The organism is Xanthomonas sp. NCPPB 2250 (genome assembly GCF_056725265.1).
In genome coordinates this window covers 4,276,635-4,297,596 of the sequence record NZ_CM161520.1, presented here as the reverse complement: position 1 = coordinate 4,297,596, position 20,962 = coordinate 4,276,635, and the positions used below count along the sequence as shown (strand labels likewise).

The 20,962-nt window shown below is 71.0% G+C and carries 23 protein-coding genes; 7 read left to right on the top strand and 16 right to left on the bottom strand.

Going from position 1 to position 20,962, the window contains the following annotated elements; translation table 11 throughout:
* Positions 1 to 114 precede the first annotated feature (114 nt).
* From ubiH to comJ, 3 genes are all read left to right on the top strand, one after another.
* Positions 115 to 1,329: a 2-octaprenyl-6-methoxyphenyl hydroxylase gene (gene ubiH / locus AC1PMG_RS17495; RefSeq protein ID WP_481109685.1), complete on the top strand. Its 1,215-nt coding sequence runs from the start codon at positions 115 to 117 to the stop codon at positions 1,327 to 1,329.
* Complete coding sequence (locus tag AC1PMG_RS17490) at positions 1,326 to 2,504, top strand: UbiH/UbiF family hydroxylase (RefSeq protein WP_481109684.1); 1,179 nt, start codon at positions 1,326 to 1,328, stop codon at positions 2,502 to 2,504. Before ubiH ends, AC1PMG_RS17490 begins: the two co-directional genes overlap by 4 nt.
* A 220-nt stretch (positions 2,505 to 2,724) precedes the next feature.
* Positions 2,725 to 3,207 carry a competence protein ComJ gene (comJ, locus tag AC1PMG_RS17485; protein WP_481109683.1) on the top strand — a complete coding sequence of 161 codons (483 nt, stop codon included), beginning with the start codon at positions 2,725 to 2,727 and terminating at the stop codon, positions 3,205 to 3,207.
* A 255-nt stretch (positions 3,208 to 3,462) separates the two neighbouring features.
* Here comJ and AC1PMG_RS17480 read toward each other — a convergent pair whose 3' ends face one another.
* The 4 genes from AC1PMG_RS17480 to AC1PMG_RS17465 all read right to left on the bottom strand — a co-directional run bounded on the left by AC1PMG_RS17480 (position 3,463) and on the right by AC1PMG_RS17465 (position 6,114).
* Positions 3,463 to 3,783: an EF-hand domain-containing protein gene (locus tag AC1PMG_RS17480; protein WP_010340011.1), complete on the bottom strand. Its 321-nt coding sequence runs from the start codon at positions 3,781 to 3,783 to the stop codon at positions 3,463 to 3,465.
* Between the two features lie 184 nt (positions 3,784 to 3,967).
* On the bottom strand, positions 3,968 to 4,363 hold the full coding sequence (locus AC1PMG_RS17475) for an EF-hand domain-containing protein (RefSeq protein ID WP_342073129.1): 396 nt from the start codon (positions 4,361 to 4,363) through the stop codon (positions 3,968 to 3,970).
* A gap of 47 nt (positions 4,364 to 4,410) precedes the next feature.
* Entirely contained in the window at positions 4,411 to 5,133 is a 723-nt protein-coding gene (locus tag AC1PMG_RS17470) for a hypothetical protein (protein ID WP_342073130.1), read from the bottom strand.
* An 81-nt stretch (positions 5,134 to 5,214) separates the two neighbouring features.
* On the bottom strand, positions 5,215 to 6,114 hold the full coding sequence (locus tag AC1PMG_RS17465) for an SMP-30/gluconolactonase/LRE family protein (protein ID WP_481109682.1): 900 nt from the start codon (positions 6,112 to 6,114) through the stop codon (positions 5,215 to 5,217).
* Between the two features lie 191 nt (positions 6,115 to 6,305).
* Here AC1PMG_RS17465 and AC1PMG_RS17460 point away from each other — a divergent pair, with 191 nt between their 5' ends.
* The gene (locus AC1PMG_RS17460; protein WP_481111699.1) at positions 6,306 to 7,355 is read left to right on the top strand and encodes a Gfo/Idh/MocA family protein; all 1,050 of its coding nucleotides are present in this window, start codon (positions 6,306 to 6,308) and stop codon (positions 7,353 to 7,355) included.
* Between the two features lie 117 nt (positions 7,356 to 7,472).
* Here AC1PMG_RS17460 and rlmM read toward each other — a convergent pair whose 3' ends face one another.
* From rlmM to AC1PMG_RS17425, 7 genes are all read right to left on the bottom strand, one after another.
* A complete protein-coding gene (rlmM, locus tag AC1PMG_RS17455) occupies positions 7,473 to 8,537 on the bottom strand; it encodes a 23S rRNA (cytidine(2498)-2'-O)-methyltransferase RlmM (RefSeq protein ID WP_481109681.1) in 1,065 nt (354 codons plus the stop codon).
* A 20-nt stretch (positions 8,538 to 8,557) separates the two neighbouring features.
* Positions 8,558 to 9,118 (bottom strand): nucleoside deaminase, encoded by a 561-nt coding sequence (locus AC1PMG_RS17450; RefSeq protein ID WP_010340017.1) that lies wholly within the window; start codon positions 9,116 to 9,118, stop codon positions 8,558 to 8,560.
* A complete protein-coding gene (locus tag AC1PMG_RS17445) occupies positions 9,118 to 9,531 on the bottom strand; it encodes a hypothetical protein (protein WP_481109680.1) in 414 nt (137 codons plus the stop codon). Before AC1PMG_RS17445 ends, AC1PMG_RS17450 begins: the two co-directional genes overlap by 1 nt.
* 59 nt (positions 9,532 to 9,590) lie before the next feature.
* Positions 9,591 to 9,974: an STN domain-containing protein gene (locus AC1PMG_RS17440; protein ID WP_481109679.1), complete on the bottom strand. Its 384-nt coding sequence runs from the start codon at positions 9,972 to 9,974 to the stop codon at positions 9,591 to 9,593.
* Between the two features lie 47 nt (positions 9,975 to 10,021).
* Positions 10,022 to 10,981: a DMT family transporter gene (locus AC1PMG_RS17435; protein ID WP_481109678.1), complete on the bottom strand. Its 960-nt coding sequence runs from the start codon at positions 10,979 to 10,981 to the stop codon at positions 10,022 to 10,024.
* 29 nt (positions 10,982 to 11,010) lie between these two features.
* Positions 11,011 to 11,787 (bottom strand): helix-turn-helix transcriptional regulator, encoded by a 777-nt coding sequence (locus AC1PMG_RS17430; RefSeq protein ID WP_481109677.1) that lies wholly within the window; start codon positions 11,785 to 11,787, stop codon positions 11,011 to 11,013.
* A gap of 289 nt (positions 11,788 to 12,076) precedes the next feature.
* Positions 12,077 to 13,831 carry a glutamine--tRNA ligase/YqeY domain fusion protein gene (locus AC1PMG_RS17425; protein WP_481109676.1) on the bottom strand — a complete coding sequence of 585 codons (1,755 nt, stop codon included), beginning with the start codon at positions 13,829 to 13,831 and terminating at the stop codon, positions 12,077 to 12,079.
* A 256-nt stretch (positions 13,832 to 14,087) separates the two neighbouring features.
* Between AC1PMG_RS17425 and AC1PMG_RS17420 the strand changes: the two genes are divergently transcribed.
* Positions 14,088 to 14,315: a putative signal transducing protein gene (locus tag AC1PMG_RS17420; RefSeq protein ID WP_017912582.1), complete on the top strand. Its 228-nt coding sequence runs from the start codon at positions 14,088 to 14,090 to the stop codon at positions 14,313 to 14,315.
* 104 nt (positions 14,316 to 14,419) lie between these two features.
* Here the strand turns inward: AC1PMG_RS17420 and AC1PMG_RS17415 are convergent, their stop codons facing one another.
* From AC1PMG_RS17415 to AC1PMG_RS17405, 3 genes are read right to left on the bottom strand one after another with little or no spacing between them, the layout of a single operon-like run.
* Positions 14,420 to 14,893: a response regulator gene (locus tag AC1PMG_RS17415; RefSeq protein ID WP_342073834.1), complete on the bottom strand. Its 474-nt coding sequence runs from the start codon at positions 14,891 to 14,893 to the stop codon at positions 14,420 to 14,422.
* Positions 14,890 to 16,800: an ATP-binding protein gene (locus tag AC1PMG_RS17410; protein WP_481109675.1), complete on the bottom strand. Its 1,911-nt coding sequence runs from the start codon at positions 16,798 to 16,800 to the stop codon at positions 14,890 to 14,892. The genes AC1PMG_RS17415 and AC1PMG_RS17410 overlap by 4 nt, the downstream gene beginning before the upstream one ends.
* Positions 16,797 to 17,498, bottom strand: a complete 702-nt coding sequence (locus AC1PMG_RS17405) for a helix-turn-helix transcriptional regulator (protein ID WP_481109674.1) — start codon at positions 17,496 to 17,498, stop codon at positions 16,797 to 16,799. Before AC1PMG_RS17405 ends, AC1PMG_RS17410 begins: the two co-directional genes overlap by 4 nt.
* A gap of 126 nt (positions 17,499 to 17,624) precedes the next feature.
* On the opposite strand from AC1PMG_RS17405, the gene AC1PMG_RS17400 reads away from it, so the two are divergent.
* Positions 17,625 to 18,152: an SgcJ/EcaC family oxidoreductase gene (locus AC1PMG_RS17400; RefSeq protein ID WP_481109673.1), complete on the top strand. Its 528-nt coding sequence runs from the start codon at positions 17,625 to 17,627 to the stop codon at positions 18,150 to 18,152.
* A gap of 103 nt (positions 18,153 to 18,255) precedes the next feature.
* The gene (gene msrA / locus AC1PMG_RS17395) at positions 18,256 to 18,906 is read left to right on the top strand and encodes a peptide-methionine (S)-S-oxide reductase MsrA (RefSeq protein ID WP_048490006.1); all 651 of its coding nucleotides are present in this window, start codon (positions 18,256 to 18,258) and stop codon (positions 18,904 to 18,906) included.
* Here msrA and AC1PMG_RS17390 read toward each other — a convergent pair.
* On the bottom strand, positions 18,852 to 19,592 hold the full coding sequence (locus AC1PMG_RS17390; protein ID WP_481109672.1) for a hypothetical protein: 741 nt from the start codon (positions 19,590 to 19,592) through the stop codon (positions 18,852 to 18,854). The genes msrA and AC1PMG_RS17390 overlap by 55 nt on opposite strands.
* A gap of 108 nt (positions 19,593 to 19,700) precedes the next feature.
* On the bottom strand, positions 19,701 to 20,927 hold the full coding sequence (locus AC1PMG_RS17385) for a hypothetical protein (RefSeq protein ID WP_481109671.1): 1,227 nt from the start codon (positions 20,925 to 20,927) through the stop codon (positions 19,701 to 19,703).
* Positions 20,928 to 20,962 lie beyond the last annotated feature (35 nt).

Below are 20,962 nucleotides of genomic sequence, written 5' to 3'. Positions count from 1 at the left end.
CGGATTCTACTGGAAGCGCGGCGCGCGCGAGCGCTGTGCGCCGCTGCCGCCACGGCACGCCAACTGGGCGGCGGCGCTCACCGGGCAGACGGGTGCGGGTCGTATCATGGCCGGATGAGCAAACGACATGACGTAGTGATCGTCGGCGGCGGCCTGGTCGGCGCCAGCCTGGCCATCGCCCTGGACCGGCTGGGGGTGGACGTGGGCCTGGTCGAGGCCGCACCGCCGGGCGCGTTGCCGCCGGTGTTCGACCAGCGCAACCTCAGCTTCGCTGCCGCCACGGTCAACGCGCTGGGCGCGTTGGGGGTGATGCAGCGGCTGCGCGCGCCGACCGGACCGATCCGCCGCATCCACGTCAGCCGCGCGGGCGATTTCGGCCGGGTGCGGCTGGAAGCCGCCGACTATGGACGCGAGGCTTTCGGCCAGGTGGTCGTCGCGCGCGACTTCGGCGAGGCGCTGGAGGCCAGCCTGGCGGCGACCACGCGGCTGACCCGCTACCGCCCGGCGCAGTTCGTGGCGCTGGAGGCCGACGCCGAGGAAGGCGTGCGCCGCCTGCGCATCCTGCGCGACGGCAGCGAGGAGGTCCTGCACACGCGCCTGCTGGTCGGTGCCGATGGCAGCGCCAGCGCGGTGCGCGAAGCCTTGGGCATCGCCGCAACGCGCCACGATTTCCAGCAGACCCTGTTCGTGGCGCGGGTACGCGGCAGCCGCCAGCCCGACGGCACCGCCTACGAGCGCTTCCGCGACGACGGCCCGACCGCCTTGTTGCCGCGCGGCGATCGCCATTACGGCGCGATCCACGCGGTGGCCGCCGAGGACGCCGATGCGGTGGCGGCGCTGGACGAGGGTGCCTGGCTGCAGCGGCTGCAGGACGCGCTGGGCTGGCGCGTCGGCCGCCTGCTCGGCAGCGGCGAGCGCAGCGCCTACCCGATCGTGCAGGTGCTGGCCGAGCGGCTGACCGATGCGCGCGCGGTGCTGCTGGGCAATGCCGCGCAGACCTTGCACCCGCTGGGCGCGCAGGGCTTCAACCTGGGCCTGCGCGATGCGCTGACCCTGGCCGAACTGATCGAGCGCGACGGCACCGACCCTGGCGCGCCGGCGCTGCTGCAGCAGTACGCGCAGCGCCGCGAGCAGGATCGCCAGCGCACGGTGACGTTCTCCGGCGGGCTGGCGCGGCTGACCGCCAATCCGACCCCGCTGCTGCGCCCGCTGCGCAGCCTGGGTCTGCTGGCCGCGGCGCAGGCCGCGCCGCTGCAGTCGTTCCTGGTCGGCGGCGCGATGGGCTTCCGCGGCGATGTGCCGCAGCTTTGCCGGGAGACGCGCGCATGAGCCGGCGCGGTGTGCTGGATGTGGTGGTGGTGGGCGGCGGCGTGGTCGGCGCGGCCTGTGCGCTGGCCCTGGCCGGCGAAGGCCTGGCGGTGGCGCTGGTCGAGGGCCGCGAACCGCCGCGCTGGTCGGCGGACACGCCGGATCTGCGCGTCTACGCCTTCGCCCCGGACAACGCGGCGCTGCTGCAGGGCCTGGGCGTGTGGCCGCAGGTCGTCGCCCGCCGCGCCAGCGCGTACCGGCGCATGCGCGTGTGGGATGCCGGCGGCGGTGGCGAGCTGGCCTTCGACGCCGACACCCTGGGCCGCGACCAGCTCGGCTGGATCGTCGAACACAACCTGCTGGTCGAACAACTGTGGGCAGCGCTGCCGGCCGCCGGCGTGCAGGTGCATTGCCCGGCGCGGGTGGAGGCGCTGGAGCCGTCGGCCGAGCGTGCGCGCCTGCGCCTGGACGACGGCAGCCGCCTGGACGCGCGGCTGGCGATCGCCGCCGACGGCGCCGAGTCCACGGTGCGCGGCCTGGCCGGGCTGGACGCGCCGGCGCACGACTACGGCCAGCGCGGCGTGGTCGCCTTCGTGCAGACCGAACAGCCGCACCAGGACACGGCCTGGCAGCGTTTCCTGCCGGGCGGCCCGCTGGCGTTCCTGCCGTTCGCCGACGGCCGCAGCTCGATCGTGTGGACCCTGCCCGAGGCCGAGGCCGCGCGGGTGCTGGCGCTGGACGATGCGGCGTTCGGCGCCGAACTGACCCAGGCCTTCGGTGCCCGCCTGGGCACGGTGCGCGCGCTGTCGCCGCGGCTGGGCTTCCCGCTGCGCCGGCAACTGGTGGAGGCCTACCAGCGCGGCCGCCTGCTGGTGCTGGGCGATGCCGCGCACGTGGTGCATCCGCTGGCCGGGCAGGGCGTCAACCTGGGCCTGCGCGACGTCGCCGCGCTGGCGGCGCTGGTGCGGCAGGCGCAGGCGCAGCGGGTCGACTGGGCGGCGCCGCAGCGGCTGGCGCGCTGGGCGCGCGGCCGCCGCAGCGACAACACCGTGGCCGCCTACGGTTTCGATGCGATCAACCGGCTGTTCTCCAACGACGAGCTGCACCTCACTCTGCTGCGCGGCCCGCTGCTGGGCCTGGCCGGCAAGCTGCCGTTGTTGATGCACGGTTTCTGGAAGCGCGCTTCCGGCGTGTAGGTGCATGCTCCGGCCGGACGCGGCGGCCGCATTATTTGACCACGCGCCGAGCGGCGCCCGTACCCTCATCCGCCCCTTCGGGGCGCCTTCTCCCGGAGGGAGAAGGAAGAGCCAGCTTCGGCTGGTTTGCTTGAGCCCCTCTCCCCTCGGAGACGAGTTGGGGTGAGGGTAGGGCGCGAAGCGCAGCACGCAGGCCGCGTCCCTGCCATGGAGGATGACGATGCAAGACGCGACACAGGCCGTGAATCTGTTGATTTCCCACAGCCAGCTGCAGTTGCGCGCCCGCGCCTTCGACGAAGCGGCCTGCCGTTGGGGGCCGCGCAATCTGGAGCAGGGGGCGATCCTGCATCGCGACTACGTGGTGTTCGACCCGTTGCCCGAGGACGCGTTCGGCGCGCAGGTGCACCTGGTGCTGGCCGCGGCGTTCGCACCCGATCCGCGCGCGCAGCGGCGCATGCAGGTGCCGTTCCGGGTGAATCCGGACGCGCGAGTGCAGGTGGCGTCCGCCGCCGAGGCCTTCGATGTGACCCTGGCGCTGCAGCCTGGCGACTACGCGCTGTACTACGAAGTCTGCGAAGGCGACGACGAGGTGTATTACCGACTCACCCTGGTGCCGGCGGCGCAGCCGGTCGCGGCGCGCTATCTGCTGGACGATCCCTGGGGCGGGGTTCAGGATGCGCCGCTGCAGGAGGGACCGCTGTAGCTGTCGTCGGCGCGGCGGGCGAGGCCGAGCGGCGAGGTGGCGTGGTGGAAAGACATGCGCTGCGAGGAGATCGGGTCGATGCAGCGGTGATGGTGGCGGCAGCTTCGTTGATGCGGTTGCGCGATGCTGCGGCGCTCGCGTTGCCGGTGTTTGCGGTGTTGTCGCTTCAGAAAACAGTCGCGCCGCGTGCGGCGGGAAGGCCGCAGGCGGCGCGCGTGGTGGAAAGGGTGCGGGTCGGTCGACGCGTGGGTCGCGTCACGTCGACATCCAGCCTTCCAGGTCGGCCTTGCTCAGGCGGCCGTGGTGGTGCACGTCGACGGCGTCGAACTCGGCGTACAGCGTGGGGTCGGCCTTGGCTTCGGCGCGGCTGATGTAGCCGTCATGGTTGCGGTCGAGCTTGGCGAAATCGATGTGGTAGTCGCCGACGATCGAGTTCGGTTCGACCGAGGTGACATTGATGATCTGGCCGTTCTGGTGCAGGGTCACTTCGTCCGGCGCCGACTGCGCCATGGCCAGCGCCGGCGCGGCAAGCAGCGCGAACGCGAACGGGACGAGACGAGGAACGATGCGGTTCATGGCACGACTCCTGTTGCTGGGAAGGAGTCAAGAACATAGGCCTGGCCGAATTAATCGACGCTAAAAAAATCGGGCATTCCTATCTGCGTGCCGGCGCTGTTTAGCAAGCGTTTCCAATGCGCCCTGCAACACGACCGAGGGTGCGCCGGCGCCTTCATGGCGGCGCCGGGCGCATGTTTTGCGGTTACAGCCAGCCGGCCAATTGCGCGCGGCTGAGGCGGCCGCTGCGGGTGGTGTCCAGCGCGTCGAACTCGTCGGCCAGCGACGGGTTGGCCTGCGCTTCGCTACGGCTGATGTAGCCGTCGTGGTCGGTGTCCAGCGCCTCGAAGTCGATGCGGTAGCTGCCGGCGACGCGGTCGGGCTGGATGCTGCGCACGGTCACCTGCGCTTCGCCGGGCGTGGCCGGCAACTGCACCTGGTGGGTCACCACGCCGTTGCTGAGCGGCTGTGCGCGCACGTTGACCGGCACGTCGCGCAGCGGCTCGGTGGTGGCGCTGGAGGTGCTGTTGAGATTCTGCGCCGCGGCCGGCGCGGCGCAGGCGCACAGGCAGCAGAGCAGGGCGAGGGAACGGCAGGACATGGACACGACGAAACTCCGGAGTGGCGATGGAATGACGGCCCCGGCGCTCAGCCGGGGATGAATGGAAACGCGAGCTTCAACAGGCCCTTCAGCCCGCCCTCGGCGGTGCTGGCGACGGCCTTGGCGCCGAGGCTGTTGAGCGCGCGGCGCACGTCCTCCCAGCGTAGCTTGCTCAGGTCCTTCTTCAACAGGTCGGCGACCTCTTCCGCGGTGGGCGCCAGCTTCTGCAATTCGTGCGTCACCTTCTCCGGCTCCGGCTGCAGGTAGCCCCAGCGCTCGGCGATCTTCAGCAGCGTGTCGAAGCGCACCGCCATCACGTCGCGGTTGCGCTCGTACACGGGCATGGCGCCGACGTCGACGATGGCCTGTTCGAAGCGCTGCTGGTCGTCGGGGTGCTCGATGCGGATCGCCAGGAAGCCGTCCTTCTTGCTGCGCTCGCTGACGTGCTTGGCCCCGGCGCGCAGGTTGTCCTCGGTGAGCACCGTGGCGACGATGCGCTGCAGCGCCGCCTCGTTGTCCTCCGGCACCAGCGCACGCCAGCGCGCATAGCCGTCGCGGCGCAGGCCCTTGACCTTGGCCGGGGTCACCCGCAGGCGCATCGCCACCGCGTTGTTGGAATCGCTGCGCGAGATCGCGCCGTCGCGTTCCAGCAACACGAAGATCAGCAGTTCCAGGTCGCGCTTGGTCAGCGACTGGAAGCCCTGCAGCAGGGTCAGGCGCAGGAATTCGTCGGCGAAGCCGGCCGGGTTGTTCAGTTCGATCGGCTGCATGTGCGCGGCCCTCCAGTCAGTGCAGCCAGGATGCCAGGGGGCCATTGCGCGGGCTGAGACGCCGCTGCGATACGCATCCCATCAGCGTCCGTGCTCGCGGCCGGGACGGTCGCTGCGGAAGGTTTCGATCGCGCCGCGGTCCTGCAGGGTCACGTCGACATCGCGTCCGTCGGCGCCGCCGAAGGCCAGGTTGGTGGGCTTGCGGCCCTTGGTCGCGACCTCGTGCAGCAGCGTGCCGTCGGGGGCCAGCACGATCACCTTGCCGGCGTCGTAGCGGGCCACGTACAGGTTGCCGTCGACGTCGCAGCGCATGCCGTCCAGCCCGGCGTCGGCGAAGCTGGCGAACAGCCGCTTGTTGGACACGGCGCCGTCGGCGGCACGGTCGTAGACCCAGATCCGCCGCTGCACGCTCTCGTTGACGTACAGGCGCTTGCCGTCGGGGCTGACCTCGATGCCGTTGGTGGTGCCCATGCCGGTCTCGATCAGATGCGCGCTGCGGTCGCGGTCGATGCGCCACAGCTGGCCGGCGTCGTGCTTCCAGTCCGGGTCGCTGGCATACAGGGTGCCGTCTGGAGCCATCGCGATGTCGTTGGGCTGGAACGCGCCCGGCAGCGTGGCGTAGACCTCGATGCGCTTGCTGCGCAGGGCGATGCGCAGGATGCGGTGCTGGCCGTAGTCCGCAACGTACATGCGCCCGCGGCGATCGAAACGGATGCCGTTGCCGATGCTGCCGGCAGGGAGGTCCACGAACAGGCTGGCCTGCGCGTGGCCGTCGGCATCGCGCTGGACCCGGCCGATGCTGCCGTCGTGGGCGAAGTTGACCACGTACAGCGCACCGTCGGGGCCGGTCGCAGGCCCTTCGATCTTGTCGGTGAACACGCCATCGCCGACCAGGTCGCGGGCGTGGAACAGGGTCTCCTGCGCCCCGGCCGGGGCAGCCAGCAGCAGGGCGAGGGCGGCGAGCAGTGGGCGGCAGCGCATCGGCGTCTCCGGGAAAAGCGGAGGCGGCAGTGTGCCAGAGGCCCCGACGCATCGCGCGATAGCGCTCACAGTGCCGATGCCGCACGAGCGGTTAGGGTGAAGCATCCTTCCGGTCGGAGTTGCGCATGGAGCCGTCCTCGCCGAATCGCCGCCGCCTGTTGCTGGCCGGCCTGTCCGCCACCGCCGCCGGCATGCTCGGAGCGTCCGCATGGGCGGCCACGCCGGCGCGTCGCCGCAAGCCGCTGGGCGTGGCCCTGGTCGGCCTGGGCGAGTACGCCAGCAGCCGTCTCGCGCCGGGGCTCACCCTGACCAGGCACTGCCGCCTGGCTGGCATCGTCACCGGCTCGCCGCAGAAGATCCCGCCGTGGCAGGCGCGCTACCGCATCCCGGATCGCAACGTCTACAGCTACGACGACCTGGAGCGCATCGCCGACAACCCGGACATCGACGTGGTCTACGTGGTCACGCCGCCGCACCTGCACGCGCCGCTGAGCATCCGTGCCGCCGCTGCCGGCAAGCACGTGTGGTGCGAGAAGCCGATGGCGATGCACACCGAGCAGGCGCAGGCGATGATCGTGGCCTGCGCGCGCAACAAGGTGCGGCTGAGCATCGGCTACCGCATGCAGCACGAGCCCAATACCCGGCGCGTCATCGCCCTGGCCGGCGAGCGCCCGTTCGGGGCGATGCGCCGCGTGCGCGCGGAGGCGGGCTATGCCGGCTATGGCGACACCGACCCGGCGCAGCGGCCATGGCGGTTGCGCTCGGAATACGGCGGCGGCGCGATGTACGACATGGGCGTGTACCCGCTCAACGCGGCGCGCTACACGACCGGCGCCGAGCCGCTGGCGGTCAGCGCGCGGCGTTCCACGGAGCGGCCTGCGCTGTTCGACGAGGTCGACGAGCACATGCACTTCACCCTGGAGTTCCCGCACGAGGTGACCGCCACCTGCGCGGCCAGCTTCGGCCGCACCATGAACCTGCTGCGCGCCGAGTGCGCGAATGGCTGGTACGAACTGGCGCCGTTCCAGGCCTACGATGGCGTGCGCGGCCGCGCCAGCGATGGCCGCCTGTTCGGTGCGCGGGTGCGCCACCAGCAGGCGCTGCAGATGGACGAGGACGCGCTGGCGATCCTGCAGGGCACGCCGCTGCGCGTGCCCGGCGAGGAAGGCCTGCGCGACATCCGCATCGTCGAGGCCATCCAGCGCTCGGCGCGGGAGGATGGGGCGCGGATCGTGCTGTAGCGGTGGCGCAGCCAATGCGCTCGTCGTAGGAGCGGCTTCAGCCGCGATGGGTTTCCCGGGAAACCCATCGCGGCTGAAGCCGCCCCTACGAAACACCGGATGTGGACGCGCGACCGCTCAGCCCGGGATCGCCAGCACCGTGATCTCTTCGCGGTCGTGGTAGAGCTGTTTGGCGCGCAACTGCAGCGGACGCTCGGCACGCTCGGCGAACAGGTCCAGGCACAGCCGGGTCTCGTCCCAGCGCTTCTTCATCGGCAGCTTCAAATTGAAGATCGCGTGCCGGCACCAGCCCTCGCGGAACCAGGTGGCCATGCGCTCGGCGACGCGGCGCGGTTGCTCGACCATGTCGCAGACCATCCAGTCCAGCGGCTGCGGCGGTTTCCAGTGGAAGCCGTCGGCGCGCAGGTGGTCGACCAGGCCGCTGTCGAGTACGTGCTGGCGCAGCGGGCCGTTGTCCACGCTGGTCACGTGCAGGTGCTGGCGGGTCAGCACCCACGTCCAGCCGCCCGGGGCGGCGCCGAGGTCGGCGGCGCGCATGCCCGAGCGCAGCAGCGTCTCGCGCTCGTGCGGGGTCAGCAGCGCCAGTAGCGCTTCTTCCAGTTTCAGGGCCGAGCGCGAGGGCGCTTCCGGCAGCAGCTTGAGGCGCGGGATGCCCAGTGGCCACGGCGCGCTGTCCTCGCTGTCGGCCACCGCCAGCAGGGCGTGGGTGCCGGTCACGAAGCACACGTGCAGGCGCGGCAGCCGCGGCTGCGGCTTGTCGCTGAGCAGGCCGGCCTTGCGCAGCGCCGGGCGCAGCGCGTTGCCGAAGCTGCGCGCCAGCCCCGACAGCGGTTTGCCGGCATCCGAGTCCGGGTGTTCGACCCACAGGTCGCCGAAGCGCGGCTGCCCGGTCAGGGCCTGCAGGATCGGCGCGATGCGGTCGCTGGCCGGCAGCTCGCGCAGTTCGGCCAGCAACTGCAGCTTCTGCCGGGCGAAGATCAGCTCGCGCCAGGGCAGCGCCTGCGCCGGTACCGCCGTGTCGCTGAGCAGCAGCGCGTAGCCGCTGTTGCGCTCGGTGCGCGCGTAGGCGGCCAGCCCGGCCTCGCCGGCGCGGGCGTTGAGTTCTGCCGCGAGCTCGGGTTCGAAGCCGGGCCGGCAGTAGCACAGCAGGCCATGGACCAGCGGGCCGTTCTCGAAGGACATGGGCAAGCCTTCCGGCGGGGTCAGTAGCGGGGGCTGTCGAGTTCGCCGTAGCGGCGCAGCACCGCGCAGGCGGCGTCGCGGTGCAGGCCGCGCACCACCTCGATGCCGCGGCGCTGCAACTCGCCGACCCAGTCCGCCGGCAGCGGGCCTTCGTCGAACGGGGTCAGCGCCATCACGTCCTCGGCGCTGGCGCCGATCAGCAGGCGGTCGATCCCGGCCCAGATGGTGGCGCCGTAGCACTGGCAGCACGGCTGCGAGGAGGTGGCCAGGGTCACCGGCGACAGCACTGCGTTCAGCCGCGGCGTCTGCAGGCGCTGCTGGGCCAGCATGTAGGCCATGTTCTCGGCGTGCGCCAGCGAGGTGGTCTGCGGCACCACGCGGTTCACGCCGACGGCGATGATGCGGTGGTCCGGGCCGAACACCGCCGCGCCGAACGGGCCGCCGCTGCCGGCGTCCACGTTCAGCCGCGACAGTTCCACCGCCAGCGCGACCTTGTCGGCGTCGCTGGCGTAGACGGCCTGCGGATCGACCGCGTCGTGGATCCAGGCGGGCAGGGTGAGGTGGACTTGCGCGTAGAGCATCAGCGGACGGGTTCGGCAGGCTGGGGGGCGCGCAGTGTATCGGCTTGCGCGGGGCGCGCGCTGCATTGTCCGGCCACGCAGGAGCAGCCGGCGATCGCGCGCGAGCCGCACACGCTCATGCGCCCGCTGGCCTGGCATTGCGCCATCACTCCCTGCGGATCGGTGGGGCTGTCGCGGTTGACGCAGGCCGGCATCGCCCCGCAGCAGTTGCCGACGTTCTTGACCGTGCAGTCGGCATCGGTGCGGCAACTGCTGTCGACCTTCACCGGCAGGCCGGGCGCGGATGCCGTGGGTGCCGGCGCCGGTGTCGGCTCCGACGGCTTGGCGGTTTCGCTGCGCGCGCAGGCGCTGGACAGCAGCATGCCGGCGAGCAGGCACAGGGAGCACAGCAACGACGCGAAATGGCGGGGCATGGCGATCTTCCGTGCGGTGGAGTGCGGCCATGGTAGCAACCCACCGCGCCGCCGCCGGGTCAGCGGCGCACGACGGTCATCGCGTCGGCATTTTCCTGTGCGATCCGAAGTGCCGTGCCGTCCAGCGCCTGATGCAGTGCCTGACGGATGCTGACCTGTCCCTTCACCGCGTTGACCGGCAACGAGGCGAGGCCGGGATCGCGGTACACGACCATGCAGCCGGTGGCGTGGGCCAGTTGCTGCGACACCTCATCGAAGCGCCCGGCCGGCAGGTCGTAGGCATGGTCGGGGACGGCGTCGCACTTGCCAGTCGCCGCCGGTGCGCTTGTGGCGGCGGCCGAATCCGGTGTCGCGTCGGACGGTGCGGTGGAGGCGCTGCTGCAGCCGGCCAGTGCGATGGCCAGGACGAGGGCGGGACTGCAACGGCGCAGGACGGTATGCATGGCGCGATTCCCGTGGGGAGGATCTGCGCCAGTCTAGGCAGCGCGGCTTAACCGGGCTTGGCTTCATGCGCAGCCGGTTGCGGCCGCGCGTGCACCAGGGTGCACCACAGGACGCCGCCGAGCAGGCAGGCGATCGCCAGCAGCTCCAGCGCGGTCGGCCAGCGCTGCTCCCAGAGAAAGCCGTACAGCAGCGCGAACACGGTCTCGAACACGATCATCTGCCCGACCAGGGTCAGCGGCAGCAACCGGCTGGCGTGGTTCCAGCAGGCGTTGCCGATGACCGAGGCGAACAGCGCCAGCACCAGCGCCATGCCCCAGAAGCGCATCCACTCGGCGCCGGCATGGACCGTGCCGGCCAGGGCGAAGGCCGGCAGCGCCAGGGTCAGGGCCAGCGCGCCGGTGACCACGCCGGTCAGCAGCGACCAGTCGCGGCCGGACAGGTCCGGGCGCCGCCGCAGCCAGCGCGCGTTCTTGATCGAATAGGCGGTCCAGCACGCCAGCGCGCCGACCGCACAGGCCAGTCCCGCCGCACGCAGGCCGAGGCTGGCGGGAATGTGCGGCCGCGCCACGGCCAGGGTCTGCACCGCGACCAGCGCCACGCCGAGCACGCACAGCGCGCAGGGCGCGGCCAGCCGGCGCAACCGCACCGCGCCGGCCGCGCGCGAGCCGATCACCGTGACCGCCGCCGGCAACAGGCCGATGATCAGCGCGGTGGCGGCGCCACCGGCCCACTGCACGGCGCTGCCCAGCAGCACGTAGTAGACGATGTTGCCGAGCAGGCTCAGCCGCACCAGCGCCCACCATTCGGCGGCGCCCAACGGCGCGGTCGCGGCGCGCCAGCGCCGCAGCAGCACCACCGCGGCGATGGCGCCGTAGGCCAGGTAGCGCGAGACCGCCAGTTGCAGTGGCGAGAAGGCGCTCAGCAATTGCGGCGCCAGGAACACCAGGCCCCACAGCGCGCCCGCGGCCATGCCGCTGCCGACCCCTGCCCATAGACGTTCGCGCATGCGTTCCGGTTCCGTTCCAGCCGTTGCGCTCAGCATGCCGCCGACGGCGGGCGCCGGCTTGTCCCAGACTCCTGTCCTGGCGCCGGGCGATGGCGGCGGCGGTAGGCGGCCGGGGTCTGCCCGGTGCTGCGCTTCAGCGCGCGGGTCAGCGCGCTCTGGTCGGCATAGCCGCTGTCCTGGGCCAGCGATGAGATCGGTCGGTCGCCGTGCGCCAGTTGCCGGCGCACCCAGTCCAGCCGCCGCGCCGCCGCCCAGTCCTGCGGCGTGCGCCCCAGCGCGGCGCGAAACAGCGCGTGCAGGCGGCTCGGGCTCAGGTGCGCCAGCTGCGCCATGCGCCGCACCGGCCAGTCCTGGCCGGGCGCGGCTTCGATGCATCGGCACAGCGCCTGCAGTCGCTGCCAGCCGCGCGGCGCGGTGTCTGCCTGCAGCCAGGCCAGCACGGCGGCGCCGGCCTGGGCATGGGCCATCGCGAGGTTGGGATGCGGCGCCTGCGCGGCGAGCAGCTCCTGCAAGGGTGGCGGCAGGTCGAGGAAGGGCTGCTGCCGCAGGCGCTCCAGCGCATCGTCGCCGAAGGCATCGGCGGCGCAATCGACGACCAGGAAACGGTTGGCGTCCAGCGCGGATTGCGCATGCCGCGTCTGAGGCGCGACCACCGCGGCGCGGAAACGGTCCAGATAGCCGCCGCGGCCGTCCACTTCCAGTTCCAGCGTGCCGTGCAGCGGCAGCACCAGTTGCACGTGGCCATGCTGATGGGCGGCTCCATCGCGGCCGTAGCTGCGCAGGCTGAAGGACGGGACGGGGGACATGCCCGTTACGCTAGCGCGCGGCTGGTGGCGGGGGAAGGGCCGGGATTGGGGATTCGGAATTTGAGATTCGCAACAGCCGGATGGGGCGCTGTCGTCGTAGGAGCGGCTTCAGCCGCGACCCTGGGTTCCCGGTAAGGCCCCTCGCGGCTGAAGCCGCTCCTACAGACGCTTCAAGCGTTTTATCGCGGCGGGTGCCGGCGATGCGGTGCGGAGACCTGGTGCCGTATCGGCCGGCGCTGGCCAACGGGGCGCTGGCGCGTGCGGCCGCAAGGACCGCACGCGCACTGCGTCAGGCGCCGCCCTGGCCGCCGCTCCACGTATCGCGCAGGGTCACGCTGCGGTTGAACACAGGCGCGTCGGCGCGGTGGTCGTAGCGGTCGGCGACGAAATAGCCGGTACGCTCGAACTGGAACGCCTGCTCCGGCGCGGCCTGTGCGGCGGCGGGTTCGACGTAGCCGCGCACGCTGCGCTTGGAGTCGGGGTTGAGGTGGTCGCGGTAGGTCTTGCCGTCGGACTCGTCGTCGGGCTTCTCCACCGAGAACAGGCGGTCGTACAGGCGGATCTCCGCCTCCACCGCGTGCGCGGCGCTGACCCAGTGGATGGTGCCCTTGACCTTGCGGTTGGCGCCTTCCATGCCCGGACGCGATTCCGGGTCGAGCCAGCCGCGCAGTTCCACGATCTGCCCGGCGGCGTTCTTGATCACCTCGTCGACGCGGGCGATGCCGGCGCCGCGCAGGCGCACTTCGCCGCCCGGCACCAGCCGCTTCCAGCCCTTGGGCGGGACTTCGGCGAAATCCTCGCGCTCGATCCACAGCTCGCGCGAGAACGGCACTTCGCGCGTGCCGAAGCTTTCGTCCTTGGGATGGTTGGAGAAGGTCAGCGTTTCGCTGTGGCCTTCCGGCAGGTTGCTCAGCACCAGCTTCAGCGGCTCGATCACCGCCATGCGCCGCGCGGCGCGCGCGTCCAGGTCTTCGCGCAGGCAGCCTTCCAGCACCGAGAAATCGATCACCGAGTTCTGCTTGCTGATGCCGACGCGGTCGACCAGCAGGCGCAGTGCGGCCGGCGTGTAGCCGCGGCGGCGCAGGCCCTGCAGGGTGTACATGCGCGGGTCGTCCCAGCCGTCGACCAGGCCTTCGGTCACCAGTTGGGTCAGCTTGCGCTTGCTCATCACCGTGTAGTTGATGTTGAGCCGCGAGAACTCGATCTGCCGCGGCTTGGCCGCTTCGCGCGGCAGGCCCTTGTCCAGCAGCGGCTGCAGCAGTTCCGGGTGGCCGGCCAGGTCGACCTTGTCCACGCACCAGTCGTACAGCGGGCGGTGGTCCTCGAACTCCAGCGTGCACAGCGAGTGGGTGATGCCTTCCACGGCATCGCCCAGCGAGTGCGCGAAGTCGTACATCGGGTAGATCGGCCAGGCGTTGCCGGTGTTCTGGTGCTCGACGTGCTTGATCCGGTACAGCGCCGGGTCGCGCAGGTTGATGTTGCCGCTGCTCATGTCGATCTTGGCGCGCAGGGTGCGCGCACCGTCCGGGAACTCGCCGGCGCGCATGCGCCGGAACAGGTCCAGGTTCTCCTCGACGCTGCGGGTGCGGTAGGGCGAGTCGCGGCCCGGCTCGGTGAGGGTGCCGCGGTACTCGCGCACCTGTTCGGCGGAGAGGTCGCAGACGAAGGCGTGGCCGTCGCGGATCAGCTTCTCGGCGGCCAGGTAGTACACCTCGAAATAGTCCGAGGCGTGGCGCAGCTCGGCCCAGTCGAAGCCCAGCCAGCGCACGTCGTCCTGGATCGCGGCGACGAATTCGGGATCTTCCTTGGCCGGATTGGTGTCGTCGAAGCGCAGGTTGCAGCGCCCGGCGAACTCGGCGGCGATGCCGAAGTCCAGGCAGATCGCCTTGGCGTGGCCGATGTGCAGGTAGCCGTTGGGCTCGGGCGGGAAGCGGGTGCGGATGGCCGTGTGCTTGCCGCTGGCCAGGTCCTCGCGGACGATCTGGCGGATGAAGTCTTTCTTCTCGGCCGGGGCGGAGGCGTCGGTGGCGGGGGTGTCGGACATGCGCGCGTCGGAGAATAAGTAAAGCGCAAGTTTATAGTAAGTAAAGCGCTGCTTTAGCTTGGCCGGGCTGGTCGGCGGCCGTCCTGGCGCGTAGGCTGCGGAACAATTCACCCAAGAGAAGCCCGCATGCCGGCGTTCCGTCTTGCCCTTGGCGTCATGCGTCCTTCTCGGTCGGCGTACCCGTATACGGGCCTGTTTTGCCCGTCTTCGCTCCAGGTCATACCTGGGGCCGCGGCTCGCGGTTGAGAGACCGACCATGCAGATCGCCTACCGCGCCCAGCACCTGATCGATGCGCACCTGGCCAAGCACGCGCTGGAGGACGCCGGCATCACCGCCTTCGTGTTCGGCGAGGCCCTGCTCGGCGGCGCCGGCGAACTGCCGTTCGGCGTGGTCCAGGTCTGCGTGGCCGACGAACTGCTGGAAAAGGCCCAGGAAGTGCTGATGACGCTGGGCCTGGGCGGGCAGGTGACGCGGGCGATGTAGTTTGGGGGGCTGGGATTGGGGAGTCGGGATTGGGGAGTCGGGATTGGGGATTGGCAAAAGCGGGGGGCTGCCGTTGCGAATCCCCAATCCCCAATCCCCAATCCCTAATCCCCAATCCCGGCTGTCAGCCACCCCGGCGGCGCGGCATCCGCCACGGCCAACGCGCGCAGGCGCTTGAACAGCACCACGGTCTCGGCCACGTTCCAGACGCGCAGGGCCACTTCGAAGGTGTCCAGCGGCTTGGTCAGGAAATCCTTGGCGCCCAGGCCGAGGGCGCGGTGGCGGGCGCTGCGGCTGGGGTCGGCGGTGAGCACGATCACCGGCAGGAAGCTGGACGGGCTGGCCAGCCGCGCCAGTTGCTCCAGGATCGCGTAGCCGTCCAGTTCCGGCATCATCAGGTCGAGCAGGATCAGGTCCGGCGCGAACGCCGCGACCAGGCCCAGCACCCGTTGCGGGTCGGTGGTCGCCACCACCTGGCGGAAGCCTTCGCGCTGCAGCAGTTCTTCCAGCAGGCGCACGTTGGCCGGTTCGTCGTCGACGATCAGGATGCGCGCGGCGAGGACATCGTTGCGGGTCATGCGAGGTGTCGGTCTAGAATGGAGAAGAAGTCGGCCACGTCCAGCGGCTTGGTCAGGTAGGCGCACACCGGCTCGCCTTGCACGCGCGCCAGCGTGGTCGCGGTGGCATCGGCGCTGATCACCACCACCGGGATCGCTGCGGTGTGCGGCTGCGCGCGCAGCGCCTGCAGCAGTTCCTCGCCGTTGCCGTCGCTCAGGTGCAGGTCGAGCAGGATCAGGTCGGGCTTGGCCTGCTGCAGATGCGCGCGCGCCTGCGCCAGGCTGGCGGCCTCGTGCAGGCGCCAGTGCGGGCGGCGTTCGACCAGGGTGCGGATCAGCGCCTGGTTGGACGGGTTGTCCTCCACGCTCAGCAACTGGCGCTGGATCCCGCTCGCCGTCGTCGCCATCACGGCCGGGTCCGGCAGTGCCGCCGCCTGTGGGCGGTCCAGCGGCAGCGCGATGGTGAAGCGCGATCCGTCCGGGCCGCTGTCCACGGCGATGCGCCCGCCCATCGCCTCGGTCAGGCGCTTGCTCAGCGCCAGACCCAGACCGGTGCCCTCGATCGCCGAGCGCTCGGCGCCGAGCCGCTCGAACGGTGTGAACAATCGTTCCACCTGCGCCGGCGTCAGACCGTGGCCCTGGTCGTGCACGCTCAGCGCCAGTGACTGGCCTTCGGGCACCGCGCTCACCCACACCGCGCCACCCGGACGGTTGAACTTGATCGCGTTGGACAGCAGGTTGATCAGCACCTGGCGCAGCCGCTGCGGGTCGGCGCGCACGGTCCACTCCGACGGCAACTGCGGCGGCCGCAGCACGATGCCGCGCGCCTGCGCTTCCGGTGCGACCAGGCCCAGCGCCTCTTCCAGTGCGGCATGCACCGGCACCGGGCGCGGGCTCAGGTCGAGCTGGTCGGCCTCGATGCGGGCGATGTCCAGCAGTTCGGTGATCAGTCCCAGCAGGTGCCGGCCGGCGCCGAGGATGTGCTGCAGGTGGTCGCGCTGCGCCGCGCCCGGCAGGTCCATCTCCAGCACCTGCGCGTAGCCGAGGATGGCGTTGAGCGGGGTGCGCAGTTCGTGGCTGCTGCGCGAGAGGAATTCGGTCTTGGCGCGGTTGGCGCTCTCGGCCTCGCGGCGCGCCGACTGCGCTTCCTCGGCGCGCGCGGCGAGCAGGGTGCTGGCCTGCTGCAGGCGTTGCGCGACCTGGCCCAGTTCGTCGCCGGCCGGTGCCTGCGGCGCCAGCGGCCGGCCGTCGCCGAGGCGGTCGGCATTGGCCGAGAGCTGGCGCAGGCGTCGCGACAGCGACGAGGCGAACCAGGCCACCGCGAGCACCGCGCCGAGTCCGCCCAGCATCGCCGCGCACAGGGTGATCAGCAGGTTGCGCTGGCGCAGCGCCTGCGCCTTGGCGGTGCGCACCTGCAGCTGCGCGGTCTCGTAGTTGCGCAGTTCGCGCAGCTCCGCGCGCAGGATGTCGAGGGTGACCTTGCCCTCGCGCAACTGGCGGATCTCTTCCTCGCGGCTCAGGTCCGGCGCCAGCAGCCGCCGCCAGCCCTGCATCTTCTCCTCGAACAGCGGCTGGATGCGGGCGAAGCGCTGCGCCTGGCGCGGGTCGGTGATGCGTTGCGACAGGCGCTGCACCACGGTCTTCAGCCGCGGCTCGGCGTCGCGGTACGGGGTCAGGAACGCGTCCTGGCGCACCAGCCGGTAGCCGCGCACGCCGGCGGCGGTCTCTGCCAGCAACGCATGCGCTTCATGCAGGTCGCTGAGCAACTGCAGGGTGCGGCGCACGTCGTTCTCGGCGGCGATGTTCTGCCGCTCCACGCTGTAGATCGCCACCAGCGCCGCCACCAGCAGCAACAGCGGCAGCGCCACCAGCGCCAGGCTCTTGCGGGTCAGCGGCCAGTCGTTCCAGCGCCGCGCCAGCGCCCTCACAGCGCCACCCCCGCCTGCACCGCGACCACCGCGGCCTGGGTGCGGTCGGCCACCTGCAGCTTGTGCAGGATGCGCTCGACGTGGACCTTGGCGGTGCCGGCGCTGATGCCCAGTTCGGCGCCGAGCGCGGCGTTGGTGAGTCCGCGCGACAGCAGCGCCAGCACCTGCCGTTCGCGCGCGCTGAGCACGGCCAGGCGGTCGGCCTGCGCCGGTTTGCGCCGCCGCGGCGCACGCGGCGGTTCGGCCGCCAGCGGCGCCAGCAACCCGGCGATCGCGGACAGCGCCTGCACGTCCTCCGGCGCCGGCACGGTGCGCGCGTCCCAGCCCAGGCACAGCGTGCCCAGCGGCACGCCCAGCGTGGCGATCGGCAGGCACAGTTCGCCGGCTTCGGTAGCGGGATTGCCGCGCAGGCGCCAGGCATGGGCCGGCGCCTCGACGGCGACGCTGGCGCCCGGCGGCAAGGCATCGCCCTGGCTGGCCAGTACCAGGCAGCGCTCGCCGCGCACCGCCAGCACCGCGGCGTGCGGTGCCGCGACCAGGGCGCTGGCGGGTACCAGTACGTGCGCAGCGGCCTGCGCGGCATCGCCGGCCTCGCGCAGCGCCGTGGCGGCGGCGGCCACGGCCTGCCAGCGCGCGGCGTCGGCGGCATCGCGGCGCAGTGCCTCACGCCACTGGCCTGCATTGGAAGGACTGTGCACGGGCGCGTCTCCGTATGCCGAACGGCATATTCGAGGATATGCCGCCCAGCGGATGTTGCGCAAGCCGCCGCTGCCGATACTCGCTTCGCCCCGAGACGGCATTCCCTCAGCAAGCGGAGACTTCCCATGCGTCGCATCCTGTTCGCCCTGGCACTGGGCCTGACCACCACCTCCACCGCGCTGGCCGCGCCGGCGATGCACTACGACGGCCAGCCGGCGACACCGGCCAGCAGCGCCGAGCGCGAGATCGCCGGCCTGTTCGACCGCTGGAACGCGGCGCTGGCCACCGGCAATCCGCAGCGGGTGGCCGACCTGTACGCCCGCGACGGCGTGCTGCTGCCCACGGTGTCCAACCGGGTCCGCGCCAGCCGCGCCGAGATCGAGGACTACTTCAGCCACTTCCTCGCCGCCAAGCCGCGCGGCGCCATCAACTACCGCCAGGTGCGGCTGCTCGACGACGACAGCGCGGTCGACGCCGGCGTCTACACCTTCACCCTGAACAATCCCGACGGCAGCACCCGCCAGGTGCAGGCGCGCTACACCTTCGTCTACGAAAAGCGCGACGGTCGCTGGCTGATCATCAACCACCACAGCTCGGCGATGCCGGAGCCGGTCGCCGCGGCCACGGTCACGGCCAGCGCCGCAGCGAAGTGAACGTCGCGTCCGTCACCGCCGCCGCGGTGGCCGGGCGCACTTGAAAGCGGACTCCGGCAGCGCCATCCACAAGGCATCGCCGTCGCTGCCAGGAGTCCATGCCATGTTGGGAATCGGTGCCTTCAAGCAGCGCCTGCCGCGCCCGGGCGAGAGCCTGCCGGGACGCGCGCAGCCGCTGCCGCTGCACAACCGTCACTTCGTCAACGGCCATCCCTTGCGCGATGCCTTCGCCGGCCTGGAGCAGGTGCAGTTCGGCCTGGGCTGTTTCTGGGGCGCAGAACGCAAGTTCTGGTCGCTGCCTGGTGTGTTCAGCACCGCGGTCGGCTATGCCGGCGGCGAGACGCCCAATGCCACCTATCGCGAAGTGTGCTCCGGTCAGACCGGCCACACCGAGGCGGTGCTGGTGGCGTTCGACCCGCAGGCCGTGCGCTTCGAGCAGCTGCTGCAGACCTTCTGGGAAAGCCACGACCCGACCCAGGGCATGCGCCAGGGCAACGACACCGGCACCCAGTACCGCTCGGCGATCTACTGCACCACCCAGGCGCAGTACGACGCCGCGCTGGCCAGCCGCGACGCTTATCAGCAGCGCCTGGACGCCGCCGGCTATGGCCCCATCACCACCGAGATCCGCTTCCCGGCGCCGCCGTTCTACTACGCCGAGGACGAGCACCAGCAGTATCTGGCCAAGAACCCGGGCGGCTACTGCGGGCTGGGCGGGACCGGAGTGAGTTGTCCGATCGGGTTGGAGGCCTGAGTCTCAACGCGGAGGTTGCGCCGCGGCCGACCCGCGCTCGGCTGCGGCGCGCCTGCACGTTTCTTGCGCGCTGCCCTCGTCCGTCCTTTGCTGGCTGGGAGTGGCTGGAGCCTGGGGTATCTCCGATCAAAGTCGCTCGTGAGACGGTAAGCGGCTTCCGCACACGCGGAGAGCCATGCCAGGACGAGGGTCGATAGCAACATCGCCAGCGCAATCCCACCAGCACTCTGGTTGGATGGCGCAAAGAGATTGAAGGCGGCCGGTGCAAGCAACCAGGGGACGAATGCGGCCGCATATAGCGCAATGGCTCCTTTTCGATAGCTCCCGGCTGATTTCCAGATCCCTTTGGGCACGAAGTGCGACTTGTCGTTCGACACCCCGATCATGCCTTTGGCCATTTTGCAGTAAGTCAGCACCTTCGCCGCATTGCTGCGTTCCAACGCGATCCTGATTTCGTCGCCGTCGAGATTGCCGCCGATGGCATTGCCGACCGCGATTTGCAACGCAGCCGCATCCGCAGTGCGCCAGGCACCATCCAGGGAAAGCTCGTAAAGGCGTTGCGTGCGTTTCACGGAGAGACTGAGAAAGCCGGTCCTCCATTTCAGAAAAAACATGGGAAGGGCTCCGGCAGCTGCGATGACGCCGGCGAGGTTGCTGTAGCGGCTTGCGAACTCGACGAGTGACATGACGCGCCTCTGGACTGAACTCGGCCGCATGAAGCCACGGCACGCTCTCAAGAAACGAGACTGAACCGCGCCGGGACGCAGCAGCGCCCATCGGCCGGCGCCACCTGCCTACTTGGCGATGCCCGTGTCGTGTTTGTCGGGGGCAGGCCGCAGCCGTGCCGCATAGCCGGACAACTGCAGCGCCTTGCGTGGCGACAGGTCGGCCTTGAGCCGTGCGACCGCCGCATCGCCGTCGCGGCTGCGGCCGAGCGCGTAGTCGGTCCGTGCCAGTTCCAGCGTCGCGCGCTGGCGGACCGTCAGGTTGCCGAAGGGATCGAAGAATGAATCCACGCGGGTGCGGTCCTGCACGCCGGTCCAGCCGAACGCCAGTTCGACCGGCGTGTCCTCGGCGAGCCGTGCGTAGCGCCGCCGTGCTTCGGCCGGTGCGAGCTGGCCGCTCAGCAGCGCCAGGCGCGTCCGCAACAGCGCCGTTTCGGCGGCTGGCGCCTCGGTCGCGTACGTCTCCAGGACGCGGCGCATCCATGCCCAGTCGACGTTGCCGGTCTCGGCCTGGGTGCCGAGCAGGTTGAAGGCCAGGATCGCCGCGCGCTGTGACGCGGTGCTGGCGCGCGCGACCGCGTCCGCGGTGGGGCGCCCCAGCGTCGACGGCTGTACGAGCGCGATCGCCGGGTCGTGCGCGAGGATCGCCTCCAGGTCCGGCTTGTGGAAATAGCCAACCACCACCAGCACGGTCTTGCCCGGGTGTGCCAGCGCCGCGGCGCGGATGCGCTGGGCCTGCAGGAAGGTGCGGTACAGATACAGGCGCCGCGGCAGGTCCTGGTCGGCGCGCGGCGCCGGGGTTTGCGCCCACTTCCGCACCGCGGCCACGTTCTCGGCCGCGTCCGCCGCGAAGAAATCGCGCTGCAGGGCGGCCTTGTCGGGGAACGACAGGAAGCCCTGGAACCCCTGCGCGCGGCGCAGTTCCAGCGGCGTGTCCAGATCCATGCCGAAGCCGAGTCTGGCGTCCTCCACCGGCGGCATCCAGTCGATCGGACAGAGAGCGACTGGATGCGTCGCAGCGTACGGCAGGATCACGCCCTGCACCTCGTAGGTGTATTCGTAGTAGTCGCCGCGCGCCGCCTGCTCCGGCGGGCGTTCGATACAGATCGCGTCCGGCGCGAGTTGCTCCAGGAACGCCGCGAGCACGCCCGGCTGGTCGCGTTCGGAGACCAGTTGCGCCGCGTGCTCCACGCCCAGGATCGCGACCTTGGTCGGCGTGGGCGTGGCGGCCATGCCGGTGATACTGGCGGCGGCCAGCGCCAGCGAAAACAAACGACGCGTCATCCATCCGCGCATGCGCCTTCTCCTGTCGAAGTCGTGGAAGCACCCTG